17 protein-coding genes and 2 pseudogenes are annotated in these 21,992 nt (G+C 70.0%); 7 read left to right on the forward strand and 12 right to left on the reverse strand.

Annotated features, from left to right (window positions below):
- Positions 1-57: 57 nt before the first annotated feature.
- Positions 58-1,092 (forward strand): MBL fold metallo-hydrolase, encoded by a 1,035-nt coding sequence (locus NUG20_RS20600; RefSeq protein ID WP_263398559.1) that lies wholly within the window; start codon positions 58-60, stop codon positions 1,090-1,092.
- 116 nt (positions 1,093-1,208) lie between these two features.
- On the opposite strand, the gene lepB is transcribed toward NUG20_RS20600, so the two are convergent.
- The 4 genes and pseudogenes from lepB to NUG20_RS21870 form a co-directional block, all read right to left on the reverse strand.
- Positions 1,209-1,838 (reverse strand): signal peptidase I, encoded by a 630-nt coding sequence (gene lepB / locus NUG20_RS20605; protein WP_263396233.1) that lies wholly within the window; start codon positions 1,836-1,838, stop codon positions 1,209-1,211.
- Between the two features lie 421 nt (positions 1,839-2,259).
- The gene (gene dcp / locus NUG20_RS20610) at positions 2,260-4,416 is read right to left on the reverse strand and encodes a peptidyl-dipeptidase Dcp (RefSeq protein WP_263396234.1); all 2,157 of its coding nucleotides are present in this window, start codon (positions 4,414-4,416) and stop codon (positions 2,260-2,262) included.
- A gap of 270 nt (positions 4,417-4,686) precedes the next feature.
- Entirely contained in the window at positions 4,687-5,652 is a 966-nt protein-coding gene (locus NUG20_RS20615) for an isoaspartyl peptidase/L-asparaginase family protein (RefSeq protein ID WP_263398560.1), read from the reverse strand.
- Between the two features lie 264 nt (positions 5,653-5,916).
- Positions 5,917-6,789, reverse strand: a pseudogene (locus NUG20_RS21870) (cyanophycinase); the annotation flags it as partial.
- Between NUG20_RS21870 and NUG20_RS20625 the strand changes: the two are divergent.
- The 3 genes from NUG20_RS20625 to NUG20_RS20635 all read left to right on the forward strand — a co-directional run bounded on the left by NUG20_RS20625 (position 6,788) and on the right by NUG20_RS20635 (position 11,584).
- Complete coding sequence (locus tag NUG20_RS20625) at positions 6,788-7,360, forward strand: RNA polymerase sigma factor (RefSeq protein WP_263396235.1); 573 nt, start codon at positions 6,788-6,790, stop codon at positions 7,358-7,360. The pseudogene NUG20_RS21870 and the gene NUG20_RS20625 sit on opposite strands and share 2 nt — an antisense overlap.
- Complete coding sequence (locus NUG20_RS20630; RefSeq protein WP_263396236.1) at positions 7,341-8,426, forward strand: FecR family protein; 1,086 nt, start codon at positions 7,341-7,343, stop codon at positions 8,424-8,426. Before NUG20_RS20625 ends, NUG20_RS20630 begins: the two co-directional genes overlap by 20 nt.
- Positions 8,427-8,533: 107 nt before the next feature.
- Positions 8,534-11,584: a TonB-dependent receptor gene (locus tag NUG20_RS20635; RefSeq protein WP_263396237.1), complete on the forward strand. Its 3,051-nt coding sequence runs from the start codon at positions 8,534-8,536 to the stop codon at positions 11,582-11,584.
- A 305-nt stretch (positions 11,585-11,889) separates the two neighbouring features.
- Here NUG20_RS20635 and NUG20_RS20640 read toward each other — a convergent pair whose 3' ends face one another.
- Positions 11,890-12,492: a lysophospholipid acyltransferase family protein gene (locus tag NUG20_RS20640; RefSeq protein ID WP_263396238.1), complete on the reverse strand. Its 603-nt coding sequence runs from the start codon at positions 12,490-12,492 to the stop codon at positions 11,890-11,892.
- 3 nt (positions 12,493-12,495) lie between these two features.
- Positions 12,496-12,927 (reverse strand): alternative ribosome rescue aminoacyl-tRNA hydrolase ArfB, encoded by a 432-nt coding sequence (gene arfB / locus NUG20_RS20645; RefSeq protein WP_263396239.1) that lies wholly within the window; start codon positions 12,925-12,927, stop codon positions 12,496-12,498.
- A 476-nt stretch (positions 12,928-13,403) separates the two neighbouring features.
- On the opposite strand from arfB, the gene NUG20_RS20650 reads away from it, so the two are divergent.
- Entirely contained in the window at positions 13,404-13,940 is a 537-nt protein-coding gene (locus NUG20_RS20650; protein ID WP_263396240.1) for a DUF2059 domain-containing protein, read from the forward strand.
- 421 nt (positions 13,941-14,361) lie between these two features.
- Here NUG20_RS20650 and NUG20_RS20655 read toward each other — a convergent pair whose 3' ends face one another.
- The gene (locus NUG20_RS20655) at positions 14,362-15,183 is read right to left on the reverse strand and encodes a pseudouridine synthase (protein WP_263396242.1); all 822 of its coding nucleotides are present in this window, start codon (positions 15,181-15,183) and stop codon (positions 14,362-14,364) included.
- 67 nt (positions 15,184-15,250) lie between these two features.
- On the opposite strand from NUG20_RS20655, the gene NUG20_RS20660 reads away from it, so the two are divergent.
- The gene (locus NUG20_RS20660) at positions 15,251-15,712 is read left to right on the forward strand and encodes a thioredoxin family protein (RefSeq protein WP_263396243.1); all 462 of its coding nucleotides are present in this window, start codon (positions 15,251-15,253) and stop codon (positions 15,710-15,712) included.
- A gap of 67 nt (positions 15,713-15,779) precedes the next feature.
- Here the strand turns inward: NUG20_RS20660 and ubiB are convergent, their stop codons facing one another.
- From ubiB to NUG20_RS20675, 3 genes are all read right to left on the reverse strand, one after another.
- A complete protein-coding gene (ubiB, locus tag NUG20_RS20665; protein ID WP_263396244.1) occupies positions 15,780-17,438 on the reverse strand; it encodes a ubiquinone biosynthesis regulatory protein kinase UbiB in 1,659 nt (552 codons plus the stop codon).
- Entirely contained in the window at positions 17,435-18,076 is a 642-nt protein-coding gene (locus NUG20_RS20670) for a ubiquinone biosynthesis accessory factor UbiJ (RefSeq protein WP_263396245.1), read from the reverse strand. Before NUG20_RS20670 ends, ubiB begins: the two co-directional genes overlap by 4 nt.
- 66 nt (positions 18,077-18,142) lie before the next feature.
- Positions 18,143-20,101 carry an alpha/beta hydrolase family protein gene (locus NUG20_RS20675; protein WP_263396246.1) on the reverse strand — a complete coding sequence of 653 codons (1,959 nt, stop codon included), beginning with the start codon at positions 20,099-20,101 and terminating at the stop codon, positions 18,143-18,145.
- A gap of 187 nt (positions 20,102-20,288) precedes the next feature.
- Between NUG20_RS20675 and NUG20_RS20680 the strand changes: the two are divergent.
- A pseudogene (locus tag NUG20_RS20680) lies at positions 20,289-20,488 on the forward strand (D-alanine--D-alanine ligase A); the annotation flags it as partial.
- A gap of 258 nt (positions 20,489-20,746) precedes the next feature.
- On the opposite strand, the gene NUG20_RS20685 reads toward NUG20_RS20680, so the two are convergent.
- Positions 20,747-20,905, reverse strand: a complete 159-nt coding sequence (locus NUG20_RS20685) for a DUF1328 domain-containing protein (RefSeq protein ID WP_003468167.1) — start codon at positions 20,903-20,905, stop codon at positions 20,747-20,749.
- A 62-nt stretch (positions 20,906-20,967) separates the two neighbouring features.
- A complete protein-coding gene (gene oleD / locus NUG20_RS20690; protein WP_263396247.1) occupies positions 20,968-21,978 on the reverse strand; it encodes a 2-alkyl-3-oxoalkanoate reductase in 1,011 nt (336 codons plus the stop codon).
- Positions 21,979-21,992: the final 14 nt, after the last annotated feature.

Consider the following 21,992-nt stretch of genomic DNA (forward strand, 5'->3'; position numbering starts at 1 on the left):
TCCCAAGCGTCGATCTACCCTTGATGGAGTCCCGCCGTGCTCGCTGCCGTCTGCCAGATGTCCCGTTCGCCGTCGCATGCGGCCTCGCCGCAGTACCGCCACGGGCGCTTCCGCAATACCGTCCCCACCGCGACCAGCGCACTGGGCTTTTTCCCGACGCTGCGCCTGATGTGGGACTTCCTGTTCAACAAGCCGGCGCACACGGTGCCGGCGCGGCCGCTGCCGGTGCTGCCGCTGACCCGTGCGCAGCTGCTGGCCGCGCCGGACCACAGCCTGTTCCGGCTCGGCCACTCCACGGTGCTGATGAAGCTGCGCGGCGGTTTCTGGCTGACCGATCCGGTGTTCTCCGAGCGCGCCTCGCCGTTCGCGTTCGCCGGCCCCAAGCGCTTCCATGCGCCGCCGATCGCGCTGGACGACCTGCCGCCGATCGCCGGGGTGATCCTGTCGCACAACCACTACGACCATCTGGACCGCGCGACCGTCCGCCGCCTGGCCGACCGCGTCGGCGTGTTCGTCACGCCGCTGGGCGTGGGCGACCTGCTGCTGCGCTGGGGCGTGGACCCGGCCAAGGTGCGGCAACTGGACTGGTGGCAATCGACCACCGTGGACGGGGTGACGCTGACCGCGACGCCGTCGCAGCACTTCTCCGGCCGCGGGCTGTTCGACAGTGGGCGCTCGCTGTGGTGCTCGTGGGCGATCCAGGAGCGCGCGCTGAAGGTGTTCTTCAGCGGCGACAGCGGCTACTTCGACGGCTTCAAGGCGATCGGCCAGCGGTTGGGCCCGTTCGACCTGACCTTGATGGAAACCGGCGCCTACGATGCGCAATGGCCGCACGTGCACATGCAGCCGGAGCAGAGCCTGCAGGCGCACCTGGACGTGGGCGGGCGCACGCTGCTGCCGATCCACAACGGCACCTTCGACCTGGCCCTGCACGCCTGGCACGAACCGTTCGAGCGCATCGTCGCACTGGCCGCGGCCGCCGGCGTGCCGCTGGCAACGCCGCGCATGGGCGAGCGGGTGGACCTGGACGCGCCGGTCGCCGGCACGCGCTGGTGGCGCGCGTTGGCCGAGGTTCCTGCGGCGGCGCGCTGAAGCGCTGAAGCGGAAACATCACGCACGCCGGCGCCGGTCCGCGATCTGCGCCGGCACACCATGCGCAGACTGCGCGCGCCGGCCGCACAACGCGGCCGACACGCGCGCATCATCATTTACAGCCGCGTCCACTCCAGGCCTTCGCCGCGGCGGTAGTACACCGCCAGCGCCTTGCCGTAGACGCGGTCGGCATCGACGAAGCCGAAGTAGCGGCCGTCCAGGCTGTTGCCGCGGTGGTCGCCGATCGCCAGCAGCTTGCCGGGCGGCACGCGCACGTCGTACAGGTCCGGACCGCCGCCGACATCCAGGTCCAGCTGCGCGATGCGATCGCCGAACCGTTCCTCGTTGCCGGCGCTGCCGGTCCGCAGCGGCTGGCCGTTGATGCTCAGGTGGCCGTCGCGCAGGTCCACGCGATCGCCGGCCACCGCCACCACGCGCTTGATCAGGCGCGTGCCGTCGCGCGGCGAGTCGAATATGGCCACGTCGCCGCGCTGCGGCCGGCCGCGCTCGAGCACGCGCCATTCGGTGAACGGCACGCGCAGGCCGTAGGCGCTCATGTCCACCGCGACGCGGTCGCCGGGTTGCAGGGTCGGCTGCATCGAGCCGCTGGGCACCGTGTAGTGGTTGGCGAACGAGGAGCGCGCGGCGGTCAGCAACAGCAGCATCACCGCGATCGGCAGCAGTTCCTTGCGCGTCCAGCTCGCGGCACGGTGCAGGCGGGAGGCTTGCGGGTCGGTCGAAGTCATGGGGCACCTGTGGGATTCGGGCGGGAGGACATCGCGGCATTGCCATTGCGACAGTGCGCGCGACGCGGCACGGCGTGCCAGTGACGGAAGGCATGGGCGCGCTTGCACCATCGATAGCCGGGCGCGGATGCGTCCTCGACTTCGGAGGCTGTCGGGGCTGAAGCCCCTCCCACAGTGCACCCAGCAGGTAGCGCATGCTCTCCATGAGAGCGCGGCGTTAAGTGGCCAAGGCTATCGGTGCGGCACGAAGTCGGCGGTCGGCTCGGAAACCATGCCGCTCGAAACGCGCCTGCCGGCGCCGGATGTTGTCGGGGCTGAAGCCCCTCCTACAGGAGCCGCCGGAGGCTACCTGCGCCGCAACGAAAAACGGGATGGCCGCTGGCCATCCCGTTCTCGATCAGCGCATGGCGCGAGGCGAACCTCAGTCCTTCAGGCCGCGGCTTTCAAGCAGCGGTTCGACGCTGGGGTCCTTGCCGCGGAAATCGCGGTACAGGGTGGCCAGGTCGACGGTGTTGCCGCGCGAGAGGATCTTGGCGCGGAAGACGTCGCCGTTCTTGCGCGACAGGCCGCCGTTCTCCTTGAACCATTCGAACGCGTCGTCGTCGAGCACTTCCGACCAGAAGTAGGCGTAGTAGCCGGCCGAGTAGCCGCCGCCCCAGATGTGGTCGAAATAGGTGGTGCGGTAGCGCGGCGGCACTTCGGCCACGTCCACCTTGAACTTCTTCAGCGCGTCGGCTTCGAACTTGTCCACGTCCTGCAGCGGCGCGTCGGCCGGCTGGGTGTGCCAGGCCAGGTCGAGCAGCGCCGCCGACAGGTACTCGGTGGTCGCGTAGCCCTGGTTGAAGGTGCGCGCCTTCTTGATCTTCTCCACCAGTTCGGCCGGCATCGCCGCGCCGGTCTGGTAGTGCTTGGCGTAGTGCGCGAACACCTTCGGATCCGAGGCCCAGTGCTCGTTGAACTGCGACGGGAACTCGACGAAGTCGCGCGAGGTGCTGGTGCCGGCGATCGACGGGTACTTCACCTTGGAGAACATACCGTGCAGCGCGTGGCCGAACTCATGGAACATGGTGGTGACGTCGTCGAAGCTGAGCAGCGCCGGCTGCCCAGGCGCGGGCTTGGTGAAGTTGCAGACGTTGTACACCACCGGCTTGGCGCCGGTGAGGCCGTCCTGCTCGACGAACACATCCATCCACGCGCCGCCGGACTTGCTGTCGCGCTTGTAGTAGTCGGTGTAGAACAGCGCCATCGAGGTGCCATCCTGGTCGAACACTTCGTACACCTTCATGTCCGGGTGGTAGGTCGGAATGTCGGTGCGTTCCTTGAAGGTGATGCCGTACAGCTCGGTGGCGGCGTAGAACACGCCGTTCTTGAGCACGTTGTCCATCTCGAAGTACGGCTTGATCTGCGATTCGTCCAGGTCGTACTTGGCCTTGCGTACCTGCTCGGCGTAGAAGTCCCAATCCGACGCGGCGAGCTTGAAGCCGCCGTTCTGAGCGTCGATCACCTTCTGCATCTCGGCGATCTCGCTGCGCGCCTTGGCGGTGGCCGCCGGCACGGTGTCGGTGAGCAGCTTCAGCGCCGCGGTCGGGGTCTTGGCCATCTGGTCGCCCAGGCTGTAGGCGGCGTAGCTGTCGAAGCCGAGCAGCTTGGCCTTCTGCGCGCGCAGCTGGGCCAGGCGCTGGATGGTCTGGCGGGTGTCGTTGGCGTCGCCCTTCTCGGCGCGCGACTGCGAGGCGGCCATCACCTGGGTGCGCAGCTCGCGGTCCTTCAGCGAGGCCAGCACCGGCTGCTGGGTGGTGTTCTGCAGCGCGAGCAGGTACTTGCCGTCGAGCTTGCGCGCGGTGGCGTCCTGCGCGGCCGAGGCGATGTCGCCTTCGGACAGGCCATCGAGCTTGGCCTTGTCGTCCACCACCACCGCACCGGCGGCGGTGGCCGCGACCAGCTTGGTGTGGAACTGGGTGGCCAGCGTGGTTTCCTCGACGTTGAGCTTGCGCAGCGTCGCCTTGTCGGCATCGGACAGCTGCGCGCCGGCGCGCACGAATTCCTCGTAGTCGCGCTCGACCAGGCGCTTCTGTTCCGGCTCCAGGTTCAGCGTGTCGCGCTGGTCGTAGATCGCCTTGATCCGCGCGAACAGCTTCGGATCCAGGCTGATCTCGTCCTGGTGTTCGGCCAGCTTCGGCGCCACCGCTTCCTGGATCTTCTGGCGCTCGTCGTTGGTGTCGGCCTGGACCAGGCCGAAGAAGATGCGGTTGACCCGGTTCAGGGTCTCGCCGCTGCGCTCCATCGCCTCGATGGTGTTGGCGAAGGTGGCCGGCTCGGCGTTGTCGGCGATCGTGCGGATCTCGGCCAGGTGCTGCTTCATGCCCTCTTCGAACGCGGGCAGGTAGTCGGCGTCCTTGATCTTGTCGAACGGCGGCGCCTGGAACGGCAGCGTGCTGGCGCTCAACAGCGGGTTGGCGGCGGCGGGGGCGGGGCTTTGCGAGGCGGCGGGGGCGGCGGGCACGGGGGTGGACTCCTTACCGGAACAGGCCGCCAGCGCCAAGCTGATGGCGGCGGCCAGAACGACAGTACGCGACATGGGGTGGAACTCCTGACAGGGACATGATGGCGGGGCAGCCGCGCACGCTACGCGGTTTGCGTGGGGGCGGCATGTGCCATTGGATCTGGGGCGCGGCGCGCGCGGCGTGTAAACAGCGCCGATCGCCCTGGCGCATCGGCGCAGCGGGCGCTTTGCGGAAAGGTTGTGTCGCGGCTGAAGCCGCTCCTACAGTGCACCCCGCCAGCCTGGCGAAAAACGTTGTAGGAGCGGCTTCAGCCGCGACCGGACCCTACCCGGACCGCATCGGGTTTACAGCGCCCCCGGCAGCGGCAGTGCCTCGTCCTTGAAGATCGCCACGTGCGGCACGCCGTCGGCGCCGATCCAGCCGCGGTACATGCCTTCGGTGTTGAACGGGAAGGCGACGCTGCCGTCGGCGCCCAGCGCGATCGCGCCGCCGTCGCCGCCGGCCTTCGGGATCTGCTGGTCGATCACCGCCTCGGCCGCCTGCGTCAGGCTCTGCCCGGCGTACTTGACCCGCGCGCAGATGTCGTAGGCCGCCACCGCGCGAATGTAGTACTCGCCCCAGCCGGTGCCGGACACCGCGCAGCGGCTGTCGGCATAGGTGCCGGCGCCGATGATCGGCGAGTCGCCGACGCGGCCGTAGCGCTTGTTGGTCATGCCGCCGGTGGAGGTGCCCGCCGCCAGTCGGCCCTGCGTGTCCAGCGCCAACGCGCCGACCGTGCCGAAATGCTTGGCGGTTTCCAGGTCGGCGTGCGCCTGCTTGTTGGCCTCTTCCTTCAGCGCCTGCTGCAGCTGCTTCCAGCGCTTGTCGGTGCGGAAGTAGGACGGAGCGACCAGGGTCACGCCGTGCTGGCGCGCGAACGTCTCGGCGCCGTCGCCGACCAGCATCACGTGCTCGGACTGCTCCATCACCGCGCGCGCCAGCCGGATCGGATTCTTCACCCGGTGCACGCCGGCCACCGCGCCGGCCTTGCCGCTGGCGCCGTCCATGATCGCCGCGTCCAGTTCGTTGCGGCCGTCGTGGGTGAACACCGCACCCTTGCCGGCGTTGAACTGCGGCGAATCCTCCAGCACCGCGATCGCCGCGGCGACCGCGTCCACCGCCGGCTTGCCCTGCGCCAGCAGCGCCTGCCCGGTGCGCAGGGCGGTTTCCATCGCCGTGCGCGCCTCGGCCAGGTCGGCGGCGCTGCTGCTGGCGCGCTCGACCCCGGCGCCGCCGTGGATCACCAGAGTGGTGGCGGGAATCTCGCGCATGCGCCCGTCGCGCACCGCGTAGTAGCGGTGGAACGCCGGCGCATCGACCCGGCCGTCGGGCAGGTGCAGGGTCGAGCCGGGGCCGACGCCGACGGTCTCGATGCGCGCGGCCTGCAGCGGCTGCCCCGCCGGCGTGGCCGGCTGCAGCGGGCCGGCGACCACGGTGGCGCCGGCCTGCGGATCGGTGGCATAGACACGCGCGCTGCCGTCGCCCTCCACCGCCAGCGCCGCGCTCTCGTCCACGCCCAGGCCGATCAGCGGCTGACCGGCCGGGGCCAGCGTCGCCGCCTTGGCGCGGAACGCGAACAACCGGCCGAGCCGGTCGCGTTCCTTGAAGTGGGTGTCGGTGATGACCCGCTTGAGCAGGTCCAGGTGCAGGAAGTCGGTTTCGATGGTGGTGGCCGGCCCCAGCGGATCGGCCAGCGCCGGCGCGCTGGTCAGGCTGCCGCCGTCCATCGCGCCGTAGAGGTACTCGCCGAGCATCGCCAGCCCGGCGCTGGTGCCGCCAAGCGGCTTGCCGGCGCGCACGTGCGCATCCAGCGCCGCGGCCACCGGCGTGCCCTTCCAGTAGCGCACGTAGCGCGACTGGTCGCCGCCGGCGATGAAGATGCCGTCGGCGCGGGCCAGGCTGCGCAGCAGCGCCGGATCGCTGGACGCGCCGCGGCCCTTGAACACGAAGGTCTCCACCGACGCCACGCCGCCGACGTCGCGGTAGAACTCCTCGGCCACTTCGTTGCCCTGCGAGGCGCGCAGCACCACCACATGGCCATGCCCGGCCTTGGCCAGGAACCAGCGCAGCGCGTCGTAGTTGCGATCGCCGCCGCCCATCAGCAGCAGCCCCGGCGCGACCGGGCCGGGCGTGGGCAGGGCCGGGTCGCCGACCAGGTATTGGCGGTAGTCGCGCGCAGCGGCGGGCGCGGCCAGGCACAGGCCCAGCAGCGCCACCATCCAGGGCCGGAACGGGCCGACGAAACGGGTCATGCGGATCTCCTCGAGGGGCGGACGGGAACCGAACGGGTGGTTCGTTGCAGACAGGGGACGAACGGCGGCGCGGTTTCCCCCCTCGCAGTTGTACCGGTTCGTGGCGACGCGCGGGCGCTGCCACGCGGGCGGACGATCGGCTAATGTGGAATGCATGCCCGCTTCCCTCGACGATTGGTTCGTCCACGAGATCCTCGTCCACGAGCAGGCGCTGAGCGGCTACCTGCGGCGCTGCTGGCCGCACCGCGACGAGTGGCACGATCTGCGCCAGGAAATCTACGTGCGCGTCTACGAGGCCGCCGGCAAAGCGCGGCCGAGCCTGCCCAAATCGTTCCTGTTCGCCACCGCACGGCACCTGATCACCGACCGGCTGCGCCGCAGCCGGGTAGTCTCGATCGAGGCAGTGGGTGATTTGGAGTCGATGCACGTCTTGGTAGACGAGCTGTCGCCGGAACGCTGGTGCGGCGGACGGCAGGTACTGGGACGGCTGGCGGCCGCCTTCGACCGCCTGCCCGACCGCTGCCGCAGCGTGATCTGGCTGCGGCGGGTCGAGGAACTGTCGCAAAGGGAGGTGGCCGTGCGTCTGGGCATCAGCGAGAAGACCGTGGAAAAGCACGTGGCCAAGGGCATGCGCCTGCTGGCCGATCATTTTCATGGCGACGACGGCGCGCGTGCGCCGGCGGCGCCGCGGCGGGCACGGGCGCAGGATGGACAGCAGGCGGATTGAGCTGCGTGCGGCGGCCTGGCTGGCGCGGCGCGACCGCGGCGACTGGTCGCCGCGGCAGCAGGCGCGGTTGGACGCCTGGCTGTCGGCGGCCACCGCGCACCGGGTGGCGTTCGTGCGCCTGCAGGCGGCGTGGCAGCAGAGCGGGCGGCTGCAGGCGCTGGGCGCGGGCCGGCGCGACGGCAGCGTTCCGCCGCGCGGCAGCTGGCGCGGGCTGGCGGTGAGCGACACCGCGACGAACGACATCGAAGCGGGCGACAGCACGCCGGCAGCGGCCGCGCCCGGCGCACCGACCGACCTGGGCCGGCTGCGCTTCGCGCCGCGCCCGCCACCGCGCACGCGCCGGCGCTGGCCGCTGGCGCTGGCCGCGACGCTGCTGTTCGGCGCCGCGCTCGGCCTGGGCTGGAACCAGTCCACGACGGTGGCGCCGGTCGCCTACGCCAGCGCCACCGGCAGCCTGCGCCCGCTGGCGCTGGCGGACGGCTCGCGCGCCACGCTGAGCAGCGACAGCCGCATCGACGTAGCGCTGTCGCGCGCGCGGCGGCAGATCGACCTGCAACGCGGCGAAGCGTTCTTCGAGGTGAGCAAGGACCCGGCGCGGCCGTTCGTGGTCGCCAGCGGCGCGCGCCGGGTGATCGCGGTGGGCACGCGCTTCGCCGTGCGCCGCGATGCCGACGCGCTGCGCGTGGTGGTCACCGAAGGCACGGTGCGGCTGGAATCGGCGGCGCATCCGCAGGCGCCGCCGACCCTGCTGGCGGCCGGCAGCATCGCCCTGGCCGGCCCGCACGGGGTGCTGGTGCGCCGGGTCCCCCTGGCCGAGGCCGAGCGCGCCCTGGACTGGCGCAACGGCTACCTGACCTTCGACGACACCCCGCTGCAGGCCGCGGTCGCCGAGTTCAACCGCTACAACACGGTCAAGCTGCGCGTGGCCGACGCCGGCGCCGGCGCGCTGCGGGTCGGCGGCAATTTCCGCTGGTCCAACACCGAGGCGTTCGTGCGCCTGCTCGAGCAGGGCTTCCCGATCCGCGCCGAACGCCAAGGCGACCAGGTGCTGCTGCACAGCCGCTGAGGCGCCGCCCGCGGCGGCCATGCAGCATGGCAGGGGGGATTTGCGCAGCTCGTTCGTCCTGACTAACGGGGGCGTGGCCTTGCGCCTGTGTCAGGGGAGAAGACTCGATGCGATATCCGATGCGTGTGCTGCTGCTGAGCATGGCCTGTGCGACCGCCTGCGCGGCGCAGGCGCAACCGGTTGCCGGCGGCCAGGCCGCCGACAGCCAGCTGAACATTCCCGCCGGCCCGCTGCGCGCGGCGCTGGAGGCGCTGGCGCGGCAATCCGGCGCGCAGCTGATCTACCGTGCCGACCAGCTCGACGGCGCGCGAAGCGCCGGCGCGCAGGGCCGGCTGGACACCGCGCAGGCGCTGCAACGGATACTGCACGGCAGCGGTTTCGTCGCCCAGCGCGATGCCTCCGGCGCCTGGCTGGTGCGGCGCCAGGACCCGGCGGCGGCGCCGCGCGCGCAACCGGTGCGCGCCGTGCTGCCCGCCGCCGCGCCCGAGCAACCGATCGCCGACCTGCAGACGCTGCAGGTCACCGGCTCGCGCATCCCGCGCGCGCAGTTGGAAGGGCCGGCGCCGATCAGCGTGATCAGCGCCGAGCAGATCAAGGCCAACGGCTTCACCTCGGTGCCGGACGTGTTGCGCGCGATGACCCAGAACGGCGGCGAGACGCAGAGCCCGCAGTCGGCCAGCGGCGCGGATTTCTCGCCCGGCGCACAGCAGGTGGACCTGCGCGGGCTCGGCCCCAACCACACCCTGGTGCTGGTCAACGGCCGCCGCATTGCCGACTTCCCGATGCCGTTCAAGGGCCGCAGCAACTTCACCGACATCTCCAACATCCCGCTGGGCATGATCGACCGCATCGAGATCCTGACCGGCAGCGCCTCGGCGATCTACGGCTCGGACGCGATCTCCGGCGTGGTCAACTTCATCCTCAAGAAGCAAGCCGACGGCACCACCCTGGACTACCGCTTCGGCGACACCAGCGGCGGCGGCGGCGACAGCTTCAACCTCAGCATCAGCAGCGGTTTCTCGCGCGGCGCGTTCGATGCGGTGTTCGGCGCCGAAGCGGTGACCCAGACGCCGCTGTGGGCCTACCAGCGCAGCCGCCAGGACAGCACGCTGGACGGCCCAACCGAACGTTCGCAGGTGCCGCGGCGCACCTTCCTGCGCACCGACTACGACGACAACTATCTCGATCCGGGCGCGGCGACCTGCGAGGCGGTGTCCGGCCTCAACCGCGGCAGCACCGGCTACGCGTCGCGCCCGGGCTACGGCGAGTTCTGCGGCAGCAGCGCCTCGATCGGCTACGGCACCATCGGCAACAAGCGCCGCGGCGTCAACGCCTACGCGTCGCTGAACTATGCCTTCGACGGCGGCACGCAGTGGTTCGCCGACCTGCAGTTGGGCTACCACGAGCTGTCGCTGTTCCGCGACGTGACCCAGTGGGGCTACATGGCCCCGGATGGCAACGAAGAGGGCTATTTCTACAACCAGGCCACCGACCAGATCGAAGCCTGGGGCCGCCAGTTCAGCCCCGAGGAAATGGGCGGACTCAACACCGGCACCATCCGCACGCGGCAGAAGACCCTCAGCCTGACCACCGGCTTCAAGGGCAAGCTGGGCAGCGACTGGGACTACGAGGCCAGCCTCAGCCATTCGCAGTACCAGGCCACGATCAGCTGGCCGCAGATCGTCGCCGAACGCGCCAACGCGCTGTTCCTCGGCCCGCAGCTGGGCGTGGACGACGATTCGGGCCTGCCGATCTTCAACGCCGACCCCGAGCGCCTGTACACGCCGCTGAGCCGCGCCGAGTACGACGGCATCGCCCAGCGCAGCGTCTACCAGCCGCGCTCGCGCACCGACACCGCCGCCTTCACCGTGACCAACCCCAGCCTGTTCGCGCTGCCCGGCGGCGATGCGGGGCTGTCGGCCACCGCCGAGTTCGGCAACCAGGGTTACGACCTGCGCCCGGATCCGCTGGCCACCCAGTACTACTACTACAGCTGGAAGGACTCCGACGGCCACGGCAGCCGCAACCGCTGGGCGCTGGCCAGCGAGCTGCGCCTGCCGGTGCTGTCGACGGTGTCGCTGAGCCTGGCCGGACGCTACGACCAGTACCGCTTCTCCGGCCGTACCCTGGGCAAGTTCACCTACAGCGGCGGGCTGGAATGGCGCCCGCTGGACACGTTGCTGCTGCGCGGCTCCTACGGCACCGCGTTCCGCGCGCCGGACCTGCACTACGTCTATTCCGGCCCCGGCAACGACGAGACCTCCGGCGTGGACTACTACCGCTGCGCCGACGAAGAGCCCGGGGTGGCGATCGAGGACTGCAGCTACAACGACGAGGGCATCATCCGCGGCCGCAGCGGCAACCGGAATCTGGACCCGGAGACCAGCACCTCGTGGACCGCCGGCTTCGTCTGGTCGCCGCGCCCGGAACTGGACGTGTCGGTGGACTACTTCGACATCGACATGCGCGACCAGGTGCAGGACCTGCGCGTGGACCAGGTGCTGCGCGACGAATCCGAGTGCCGGCTGGGCAATCTGGATGCGGCCTCGACCACCTGCCAGCAAGCGCTGTCGCGGGTCACCCGCAGCGCCGACGGCGACCTGTACGGGGTCTTCGTCAACCCGATCAACATCGCCCGCGAGAGCACCAGCGGCATCGACTTCAGCACCCACTACCGGCTGGACACCGCGATCGGCACCTTCCGTTTCGGCGGCAGCTACACCTGGGTGCGCCGCCACGACATCCAGGTGTACGCCGGCGAGGCGATGGTGGACGAGTTCGCGGTCAACAGCGGCTACGACATCCCGCGGACCAAGGCCAGCGCCAGCGTGTCGTGGGAACGCAAGGCCTGGTCGGCGACACTGCACGGCGAACGCCTGGGCCGCCTGCCCAGCTCCGATTCCTACGACCAGGTGTTCGACCCGGAGAGCGGCGACAGCCCGTGGATCGGCGCCACCTACCGCTACAACGCCTCGGTGCAGTACCGCATCGGCGACCACGCGCAACTGTCGCTGGCGGTGACCAACCTGTTCGACAAGATGCCGCCGCACGACCGCACCTACACCTCGTATCCGTACTACGACGTGTCCTGGTTCGACACCGTAGGCCGCAGCGTGTATCTGCAGTACACGCACAAGTTCGGCGGCAGCGCGCTGTAGCGGCGCTGCGGCTGGCGACGCGGCAAGGGTTTTTTTTCGATCGTTTGCAGGCCGCAGCGATCTTGTGGGAGCGACTTCAGTCGCGACGGGCCTTACCGGTAGAGCCCGTCGCGACTGAAGTCGCTCCCACAACACTTCGCGAACTGTAAGAAACCGAGATCCTGCATGTCGTCGCAGGTGTGGAACAGCGGCCGCAGGCGCGATCCTGTAGGAGCGGCTTCAGCCGCGACAGGAGTGTTACCGGCAACGCCCTGTCGCGGCTGAAGCCGCTCCTACAGGAACTGCATCCGCATCGACGGCCAGCCTCACAACGTGTCGCGATGCTTCCCGCGCCACGGCCGGTACCAGGTGCGGATCGCGGCGATGTCGGCGTGCATGTCGGCGCTGGTGTGGAACAGCGGGCCGAGGCCGACGGTGCGGCTGGGATAGTCGAAGTACACCGGGAAGATCGGGATCTCCGCGCCGTGGGCGATCTTCCAGAAGCCGACCTTCCACTTCTCCACGCGCTTGCGCGTGCCTTCGGGGGTGATCACGTACCACATGCGCGGCGCCTCGCGGATCAGCGCCACCGCCTGCTCGACCACGCCGCGCGGCGACTTGCGGTCCAGCGGGATGCCGCCGAGCTTGCGCAGCAGCGGCCCCAGCGGCCACCAGAACAGCTGGGTCTTGCCGAGCACGCGCACCTCGAAACCGACCGCGAACTTGACCGCGAAGCCCAGGAACCCGTCCCAGTTGGATGAGTGCGGGGCGACGATCATCACCAGCTTCGGCACGTCCGGGAACTCGCCCACCACCCGCCAGCCGGTCAGGCGCAGCGCGGTGCGGCCGAGCCAGCGGCCGAACCGGCTGGGCTTGACCATCGGCATGTTCGGGGTCGCGGGCGGCAACGGAAAATCGCGTTCGGTCAAAAGTCACTCCCAGCGGCCGGGCGAGCGGCCGCGTTTGATCTGGCTGCGCTCGCGCTTGGCGTCCAGGCGCCGCAGCTTGGCGCCGTGCGAGGGTTTGGTGGCGATGCGCCGCTTCGGCACCGACAGCCCGGCGGCGATGAACTCGGCCAAGCGCTGGCGCGCATCGTCGCGGTTGCGGTCCTGGGTGCGGAAGCGCTGCGCGTCGATCACCAGCACGCCCTCGGCGGTGATGCGGCGATCGCGCCGCGCCAGCAAGCGTGCGCGCAGCGGCTCGGGCAACGACGGCGAGCCGGCCAGGTCGAAACGCAGCTCCACCGCGGTGGAGACCTTGTTGACGTTCTGCCCGCCGGCGCCGCTGGCGCGCACGAAGCGCTCGACGATTTCGCTTTCCGGAATCGCCAGGCTGCTCGAGATGTGGATGGCCCCGTTACCCATCGGCGAATTGTAGGGCATCCGCCAGACGGCTTGATTTCCGGCGGCCCACGGCCTGAATGGCCGGGCGCAGGCAGCATCGGCGACGGCAACCATCGCCTGGTTCGCTTCAAGCGGGCGCGCGCCTACCCGAACGTGCCGCCTGCCGCCGTCTCAGAGCCAGGTCCTGTGCAGCTTGGCGCGCCCATGCAGCAGATCGGCGACAAGCATCAACGCCGACCCATGGCACGCAGGCGAACACGCCGCCATTCGCCGGGCACAAGCAGTCCCTGGCGCGGGCCTTGCGCCGCTTTCGACAGCGCCGACCCGTTCCCGCACGAGGTCGCCGAGCTGCCGCGCCATCTCGAGCAGGTCCCCTCGCGCGTCGCCCGCAGGACCCGTCGAAGAGCCGGAAGGCCGGTTTGCCGCAAGCGCGCAGACGCCGAGGCCACGGCGATTCCCGTATCCTGGCCGCCGGTCATAGCCCTGCAGGACGCTCGATGAACCCGACCCCGTCGCTTTCCCGTTCCTGGCCGCAGCGCCTGCTGCTGGCCGCGCTGCTGGCCCTGGCCGCGTCGCCCGCGCTGGCCGAGCCGCCCAGCGACGGCGACGTCAACCGCCTGCTGTCCGCCTCGCGCGCGCAGAACATGCTCGACAGCATGCTGCCGCAGATCGAGGCGATGCAGCGCCAGCAGTTCGCGCAGCTGACCGCGCAGCGCCCGCTCGATGCGGCGCAGCAGCAGAAAGTGCAGCAGATCCAGGAGCGCACCCAGGCCACCGTGCGCAAGGCGCTGTCGTGGCAGGAAATGCGCCCGCTGTACGTGAGCCTGTACAAGCAGTCGTTCTCCAAGCAGGACGTGCTGGCGATGGCCGAGTTCTACGAGAGCCCGGCCGGCCAGAGCATGCTCGACAAGACCCCGCAGCTGATGCAGAACCTGATGGGCGCGATCCAGCAGAAGATCACCCCGCTGTTCGCCGACCTGCAGAAGGACCTGGAGCAGACGGTCGGCGCGCCGCCGCCGGCGGCGAAGCCCTAGCCTGCGGCGCACCGGCGCCGGCCTATCTCGCCGGCCGGCGCTGCGGTTGCGGTAGGAGCGTGCTGCTGCGCAAGGTGGCGCAGGCAGCGCCTGCGCCAGGCCACGCTGGCATCGCAGACGACGCGGTCCTGTAGGAGCGGCTTCAGCCGCGACGAATGCAGCGGCGCGCGTTCCGCTTGCAGCAAATCCGGAGCGAAAGATGCGCCGCCCGCACGTGACAGCCTAGGCCGCATGGACACCCTGTGGGAGCGACTTCAGTCGCGACGGGCATTGCCGGTAGAGCCCGTCGCGACTGAAGTCGCTCCCATGGGACGCTTCAACGGCTCTGGAAACCAGCTAAGTCGGTAGTGCCACTCCGCGCATCCACCATGTCGCGGCTGACGCCGCTCCTACAGGTAGGCTCCGCAACTGTAGGAACGCGCTAGCCGACAACGCCGCCCGACGCGTCCGCCACTCGTTCCGCACCACCCTGCCACGGTGCCGCCGACCAGCCGAACAACCCGAACGCGCGCACGAACTCCGCATCCAGCGGTGCGTTCACCTCGATCCGGCGCCCGTCCGGATGCGGGAACGCCAGGCGCTCGGCGTGCAGCAGCATGCGGTGCACGCCCTGCATGCGGAAGATGCGGTTGTGGCGGCCGTCGCCATGGCTGGTGTCGCCGATCAGGTGGTGCGACAGGTGCTTGAGATGGCGGCGGATCTGGCGGAACCGTCCGGTCACCGGGCTGCAGCGCAGCAGCGCGTAGCGCGAGGTGCCGAACTCGCCCGACGGCACCTGCAGCTCGCCGCAGGCCAGGCGCTGGAAACGGGTCTGTGCCGGTTTCTTCAGCGGCTTGCCGGGACCGCCGTCGAGGTCGTGGTCGACGTCGAAGCGCTCCTCGGCCGGCCAGCCGCGGCAGATCGCCAGATAGTCCTTGTCCACCTCCCCGCCCATCAGCGCCTTGCCCAGCGCGCTGGCGGTGTCGCGGTCGAACGCCAGCAGCAGGCAACCGCTGGTGGCGCGGTCGAGCCGGTGCACCAGAAAGATCGGCCGCCCCAGTTGCGCGCGCAGGCGATCGGCAAGGAAATCGTCCTCGCCGCGGGCGAGCTTGCTGTCGTGGACCATCAGCCTGGCCGGCTTGTCGACCACGGCCAGGAAGGGGTCCAGATAGAGGATCTGCAGGGAATCGGGGGAGGTGCTCACTACCGGATTATCCGTGCCCGGCGGCCCCGACCACAACGCATGCGTCACGCTGCGTCCCATGCCGGGCCGTTGACGCCGCCGTGCCGCGGTTCGACGATGGCCTTCCCCCACGTTGCGGAGTGCCTCCATGAAACGCTGGCTGCTGGTCTCGCTGCTGACCGTCGTTCCACTGGCGCATGCGCTGGAATTGCCCTACGACGCCGCCGCCGACGCCAAGGCGCAGGTGCGACAGGCGCTGGCCGCCGGCAAGAAGGCGCACAAGCCGACCCTGCTGATCTTCGGCGCCAACTGGTGCGGCGACTGCCGCGCGCTCGACGCCTCGCTGCACACGGCCAGGAACGCGGCCCTGGTCAACGCGCACTTCGAAGTGGTCAAGATCGATGTCGGCAACTTCGACCACAACCTGGAGCTGAGCCAGGCCTACGGCGATCCGATCCAGAAAGGGATCCCGGCCGCGGTGGTGATCGGCGCCGACGGCAAACCGGTCTACACCACCAAGGCCGGCGAACTGGCCAATGCGCGCAAGATGAGCGATCAGGGCATCTACGACTTCTTCGCCAAAGCGGCCGGGGTGCCGGCAGGGCACTGAGCCTCGCGGCCGCAGGGAGGCGATCAGGCCGCCTGTCAGCCCGGTCGCCTTGGCGCGGCCGACGTCGCTAGCGCCGCAGCCACGCCGAAAGCAGGCTGGCCGCGCCGAGGCCGCCGGCGATCCACGCCCAGATCGAGGCCCCGCCGAGCTGCGGGCCGCCGGCGTCGAGCGCGTACAGCAGCGCCGCGACGGTGAGCAGGCCCACGCCGCTGATCGCGGTGACCACGCGGCGCTGCATGCGCAGCAGGATCACGTTGAGTTCGAACAGGTCGCGCGAGCGCATCGACAGTTCGTGGCGGCCTTCCACCTGCTGGCGCAGCCAGCCGTGGATCAGGCGCGGCATGTCCGGCGCGTGGGTCATGATTTCCGGCAGCCGCTTGCGCAGTTCGTGCAGCGCGCGCTGCGGGCTGTAGCGCTCGATCAGGATGCGCTCAAGCACCGGCCGCGCCACCGCCCAGATGTCCAGTTCCGGATCCAGCTGGCGACCCACGCCTTCGATGTTGAGCAGGGTCTTCTGCAGCAGGATCAGCTGCGGCTGCAGGGTCAGCTGGTAGCGCTGGGCGACGCGGAACAGCTTGATCAGCACCTCGGCCAGCGAGATCTGCGACAGCGGCCGGGTGAAGTACGGTTCGCACACCGAACGCGCCGCCGCTTCCAGTTCGTCGATGCGCACGTTGGCCGGCATCCAGCCCGCCTCCACGTGCAGCTCGGCCATGCGCCGGTAATCCTTGTTGAAGATGGCCATGAAGTTCTCGGCCAGGTAGTACTGATCTTCCTGCGACAGCTGGCCCATGATGCCGAAGTCCAGCGCGATGAAGCGCGGGTTGATCCGCCGCGCCGGATCGCTGTCGACCCAGATGTTGCCGGCGTGCGCATCGGCGTGGAAGAAATTGTCGCGGAACACCTGCGTGTAGAACACGCGCACGCCCTTGGCCGCCAGCGCCTTGCGGTCGATGCCGGCGGCGTCGAGCGAGGCGATGTCGTCCGACGGGATGCCGCGCACCCGTTCCAGGGTCAGCGCGCGCTCGGCGGTGTGGCTCCAGATCACCTCCGGCACGTACAGGTCGTCCGAATGCAGCCAGAAGCGGCGCAGCACGCTGGCGTTGGCGCCTTCGCGCTGCAGGTCCAGTTCCGCGGCCAGGGTGGTCTCGATCTCGGCGACCACCTCGCGCGGGCGGATCTTGTCGGCGCGCGGATGCGCGCGGTCGACCAGCGCCGCGGCGGACTTGAGCAGCGCGATATCCGCGCCGATCTGCCGCTCGATGTCCGGGCGCAGCACCTTGACCACCACTTCGCGGCCGTCGTGCAGCGTCGCCGCATGCACCTGCGCGATCGAGGCCGAGGCCAGCGGCGTGGTATCGAAGCTGGCGAAGGCCACCGCGATCGGCTGCCCCAGCGCCTGCTCGACGATGCGCCGCGCCGCCTCGCCGTCGAACGGGCGCACCCGGTCCTGCAGCAGGGTCAGTTCCTCGGCCACGTCCGGCGGCATCAGGTCGCGGCGGGTGGACAGGATCTGCCCGAACTTGACGAAGATCGGGCCCAGGTCCTGCAGCGCCAGGCGCAGCCGCGCACCGCGCGACTGCGCGGCGATGTCCGGGCTGGCGCGCGGCACGAACGGTTTGGCCAGGCGCAGCCAGCGCTCGGCCGGCGTGCCGTCGAGCAGGTCGTCCAGGCGGTAGCGCAGGATCACCCGGCCGATGCGGCTGGCGCGGAACATCGCCTTCATGCGCCGCGCTCCGGCGACAGCCTGGCCACGCGCGCGGCCAGGCGCTCGATGTCGTCGCGCACCGCATCGACGTCGTCGTAGAACGCCTCCAGCTCCGCGCGCGCGACCACGTCGCGCGATTCCTCGGTGACGAACTCGGCCGCGCTCTGCGCCAGGTCCTGCGCGCCGCGCTGGGCCTGCTGCAACGCCGCGCGCGCCGCGTTGGCGAACTGCACGCCGAGCACGTCGCCGAACACCTGGGTGAACGGCCGCTGCCAGTCCGGATCGAAACGCCCCGCCAACTGCTGCAGGCGCCGCGCCAGTTCGGCGTCGCCGGACACCCGCACCCGTCCGCCGGGGCTGGCGCCGCGCCGCGCCTGGGCCAGGAACGGCAGCTGCGCGAACAGCCCGCCGAGGGTGCTGCGCACCGCCAGGTCGGGTTCCTGCGCCGTATCCACGGGGCCGACCTGCAGACGCGTGCCGTCCACGCGGATCTGCAGCGCCAGCGCCGGCGCCTCCAGGGTCAGCGCCACGCGCTGGCCGTCGAGGCCGCGCAGCGCTTCGCGGGTGTCCGGGTCCAGCGCCAGCGCGCGGTTGAGCGCCGCTTCCAGCGCGCGGCCGGCCAGGGGCTTGAGGGCATCGAAGGGAGATCCAGGCATGCCGCGCATTCTAGCGGCAGACACGTCGCAGGACCGTACGCGCGGCGGACGGCGATGCGCGCCGCGCTATTGCGCCTGCGCGCCGCCGAGGTGCTTGCTCAGGAACGCCAGCAGCTGGGTATAGTACGCGCGGCGGTGCGGCTCGGTGTAGAACCCATGGCCCTCGTTGGGGAAGTACAGCGACTCCACCGGCACGCCGGCGTTCTTCAGCGCCTTTTCCATGCGTTCAGTGTGCTGCACCGGCGCCCGCTCGTCCTTGCCGCCCGCGGCCAAGAACACCGGTGCGCGAATGCGGTCGGCGAGATTGACCGGCGAGCGCGCGGCCAGGGTGCCGCGTTCGCCGACCCAGTCGCCGGCCCAGTTCCTGGCCCAGCGCGCACGCCGCGACTGGTCGCGGTACATCGTCTCCAGGTCGTACACGCCGACATAGCCGGCGGCGCAGCGGTACAGGTCCGGTTCCCTGGCTGCGCCCATCAGCGCCGCGTAGGCGCCGTAGCTGGCGCCATAGATGCAGATGCGCGAGGCATCGGCGATGCCCTGTGCGGCGGCCCAGCGCGTGGCATCGGTCAGGTCGTCCTGCATGCGCCCGCCCCATTCCTTCGCCCCGGCCTGGGTGAAGGCCCGGCCGTAGTTGCCCGAACCGCGGTAATTGACCCGCAGCACCGCGTAGCCGGCCGCGGCGAGCAGTTGCGCGTCGTCGTCGAAATCCCAGGCGTCGAACACGCCGAACGGCCCGCCGTGCGGCAACAACACCATCGGCAAGGGCTTGCCGGCCGGGGCCTGCAGCGGCACGGTGAGGTATCCGTGCAGCGACACCCCGTCCCTGGCCTTGAAGCTGACCGCGCGACTGGGCGGCACCTGGCTTGGCTGGAACCATTCGCGCCGGCTGAACACGCGCTTGGCCGACTTGTCCACGGTATCGAACAGGAAGTAGTCGCCGTTGTTGCGGTCGCTCCAGACGTAGAGCAGCAGCAGCCGGCGATCGGTGGTTGCCGAGGTGATGAACACCGCATCGCCATCGAACGCCTTTTCCAGCGAGCGATACAGCCGCGAAGTCGGCGCGTTGTCGTCGAAGAAACGGTTGCGCACCCGATCGGTCATGAACGACACGCCGATCGGCGTCTTGCCGTCGAGGTCGCGCAACACCCGGTAGGGATCGACCTGCGGGTCGCGCAGCAAGGGCGCATAGCGATCGGTGGCCGGATCCCACGACACCACCGCGTCCGGGCCGCTGGCCTGCTCCACCTGCAGATAGGCGAGCTTGTCGTCGGCGGAGAACCCCAGCGGATAGGTGCGCTGGAAACTGCTGGTTTCGTCGTTGATCAGCCGCCACGGCGTGCCGCTGTCGTCGCGGTAGAAGAGCTTGCCGGCATTGGCGCTATCGGCGCCATTGGCGAAACGCACGCGTCCGCTGTGGTCGGCGACGAAGCTCGCGCGCGAGACCGGCGCGGTCGCCACCGGCACGCGCCGGTGGTTGTAGATATCCAGCTTGTCGATGCGGATGGTCGGATCGCTGCTGGGCGCCACCACCGACACCAGCACGTAGCGCGGATCCTGCGGCAGCGTGTCGAGCATGTACACCGACGGATCCAGGCCCGCCTTGAGCGTGGTCGCGTTGACCGCGTCGTTCATCCCATAGGGGCTGGCGAGCAGGCGCGGATTCTTGCCGTCGGCGTCGATGGCGTGCAGCTGGCCGATCGCCACCGGTTCGTCGCGCGCGCCGAGACGCTCGGCCATCGACACCACGATCCGCTCGTCGTTGGCCCACCAGAAATCGTCGACCACCGAATCGGCGCCGCCGATGACCCTGGCGGACAGCTGCTTGTCGCTGCGGCGCACCACCACCAGGCCGGTCCGGTCCTCCATCGGCTGGGTGACGGCATAGTAGGCGCCTGTCGGCGAGATCTTGACCCGTTCGAACTGGTCGCGCTTCAGATAGGGGGTCAGATCCAGCCGCGCCGGCTCGGCCTGCGCGCATGCCATGCCGGCCAGCACAAGGCCGGCCACGAACGTCCACTGTCGCATTGCGCTTCCCCTATCCCCTGAGTCGCCTATGGTGGCAAGCCGCGCGAACGGCGTCCATCCCTGCCGCCGCCGTCCGCGCGCCACCGCGCGATCCGGGCCCTTCCCTCGCCGCGCGGGCGATGGCCCAGGCTAGGGCCCTTCATCCGGCAATGGCGGGAGCGGCGGCGATGCGCGGACCCGGGTCGGCATCATCTTCGGCGACACGTCGGCCGCGCACGAGGTCTGGCTGCAGTCGGCGCGCACCATCGTCGATGCGCTGGACCCGCAGCGCGTCGAGGCCACCTGATCGGCATCGACAAGCAGGGCCGCCGGCATGCCAGCGAGCGCGAGGGGTTCCTGCTATATGCCGACGATCCGGCACGGATTGCGCCACGCGCAGGATGCGGCACTGTGCACGCGGTGGACACATCGCGGGGGAACACGGAACAGGCGCCGAAGCGCTGCCGCGGCGATGCTGCCGCGGCGCACATTTGCACGTACCGCACGCATCGACACATGCGTCGATGCCTGAATCAAACAAAAAGCGGCACGCGATTGCATGGCCTATTTGCCAAGGCGGCAATCACTTACCCGCAATGCAAAACGGCCCGCGGTCGCGGAGCATCGCTCCGTGACCGCGGGCCGTTCGCAGGTGCAGCGGAAGGACTAGACCTTGCCGCGACGGAACATCGAGATCACCGCCAGGATCAGGAACACCACGAACAGGATCCAGGCGATGTTGGTCGCCGCACCGGCGATGCCGCTGAAACCCAGTACGGCGGCGATGATGGCGATGACGAAGAAGATGATGGCGTAATGCAGCATGGCAAGGTCCGAAAGTTGTCGTGCCGAATTGGCGCGGAGCCATCTTCGGCAACTGCCGGTCGTCAGGAAGTGACGGAAGTGTCGCGGCGCCATGATGACGCCAGCCGCTGCAGGCCCTGCTCGATCGAAACCTGCGGCACATAGCCGAAATCGCGCCGCGCCGGTTCCATGCTGTACCAGTGCGGCGTGCACAGCTGCTCGGCCAGGAAGCGGGTCAGCGGCGGCTCGCCGCGCAGGCGCAGCAGCGGCCAAAGCGTTTCGCACGCAGCGCCGATGCGGTAGGCCGCCTTGAACGACAGGGTCTTGGTCACCGGCGGCGCGCCGACCGCGGCGAGCAGCTTGTTCAACAGTTCGCGCATCGGCAGTGGCTCGCCGTTGGAAATGAAGTACGCCTTGCCGGCGCAGGCCGCGCCGACGCGCAGGTGCTCGAACGCATCGAAGTGCGCCTGCGCGGCGTTGTCGATGAAGGTCGAATCGACCAGGTTGTCGCCGCTGCCGACCAGGCGCACGCGCCCGGCCTGCGCACGCGCGACCAGCTTGGGCAGGATCTGGTTGTCGCCCGGGCCCCAGATCAGCCGCGGTCGCAGCGCCACCACCGCCAGCTGCGCATCGTTGGCGGCCAGCACCGCGCGTTCGGCGATGGTCTTGGTCGCCGCGTACGGCGCCTGGAAGTTTTCGCCGTACGGCACCTGGTCCGCGCCCAGGCCTTCGACCGGATGGGTGGCGCGGTGGGTCACGCTCGGCGTGGAGGTATAGACCAGGCGTCCCACGCCGTGGGCGCGACAGGCGGCCAGCACGTTCTCGGTGCCGACCACGTTGGGCTGGTAATAGCTGTCGTAGCTGCCCCAGGCGCCGGCCTTGGCCGCGTTGTGGAACACCGCATCGGCGCCCGCGACCGCATGGTGCAGCGCCTGCGCGTCGGTCAGGTCGCCACGCACCTGGGCCACGCCCAATGCCTGCAGCTCCGGATAGTGGCCGCGGTTGTAGCTGATCACCTCGTGCCCGCGCGCGACCAGGCCGCGGCACAACGCCTGGCCCAGGAATCCACCACCGCCCGTCACCACAATCTTCATCGCGCCGCACCGAT

This window comes from Xanthomonas sp. CFBP 8443 (genome assembly GCF_025666195.1).
Lineage (GTDB): Bacteria > Pseudomonadota > Gammaproteobacteria > Xanthomonadales > Xanthomonadaceae > Xanthomonas_A.

Excerpts from the sequence above, each read along its gene's own strand:
- NUG20_RS20600 (WP_263398559.1), top strand. The coding sequence starts at position 58 with ATGTCCCGTTCGCCGTCGCATGCGGCCTCGCCGCAGTACCGCCACGGG.
- lepB (WP_263396233.1), bottom strand. The coding sequence starts at position 1,838 with ATGACTTCGACCGACCCGCAAGCCTCCCGCCTGCACCGTGCCGCGAGC.
- dcp (WP_263396234.1), bottom strand. The coding sequence starts at position 4,416 with ATGTCGCGTACTGTCGTTCTGGCCGCCGCCATCAGCTTGGCGCTGGCG.
- NUG20_RS20615 (WP_263398560.1), bottom strand. The coding sequence starts at position 5,652 with ATGCGCGAGATTCCCGCCACCACTCTGGTGATCCACGGCGGCGCCGGG.
- NUG20_RS20625 (WP_263396235.1), top strand. The coding sequence starts at position 6,788 with ATGCCCGCTTCCCTCGACGATTGGTTCGTCCACGAGATCCTCGTCCAC.
- NUG20_RS20630 (WP_263396236.1), top strand. The coding sequence starts at position 7,341 with ATGGACAGCAGGCGGATTGAGCTGCGTGCGGCGGCCTGGCTGGCGCGG.
- NUG20_RS20635 (WP_263396237.1), top strand. The coding sequence starts at position 8,534 with ATGCGATATCCGATGCGTGTGCTGCTGCTGAGCATGGCCTGTGCGACC.
- arfB (WP_263396239.1), bottom strand. The coding sequence starts at position 12,927 with ATGGGTAACGGGGCCATCCACATCTCGAGCAGCCTGGCGATTCCGGAA.
- NUG20_RS20650 (WP_263396240.1), top strand. The coding sequence starts at position 13,404 with ATGAACCCGACCCCGTCGCTTTCCCGTTCCTGGCCGCAGCGCCTGCTG.
- NUG20_RS20655 (WP_263396242.1), bottom strand. The coding sequence starts at position 15,183 with ATGGGACGCAGCGTGACGCATGCGTTGTGGTCGGGGCCGCCGGGCACG.
- NUG20_RS20660 (WP_263396243.1), top strand. The coding sequence starts at position 15,251 with ATGAAACGCTGGCTGCTGGTCTCGCTGCTGACCGTCGTTCCACTGGCG.
- ubiB (WP_263396244.1), bottom strand. The coding sequence starts at position 17,438 with ATGAAGGCGATGTTCCGCGCCAGCCGCATCGGCCGGGTGATCCTGCGC.
- NUG20_RS20670 (WP_263396245.1), bottom strand. The coding sequence starts at position 18,076 with ATGCCTGGATCTCCCTTCGATGCCCTCAAGCCCCTGGCCGGCCGCGCG.
- NUG20_RS20675 (WP_263396246.1), bottom strand. The coding sequence starts at position 20,101 with ATGCGACAGTGGACGTTCGTGGCCGGCCTTGTGCTGGCCGGCATGGCA.
- NUG20_RS20685 (WP_003468167.1), bottom strand. The coding sequence starts at position 20,905 with ATGCTGCATTACGCCATCATCTTCTTCGTCATCGCCATCATCGCCGCC.
- oleD (WP_263396247.1), bottom strand. The coding sequence starts at position 21,978 with ATGAAGATTGTGGTGACGGGCGGTGGTGGATTCCTGGGCCAGGCGTTG.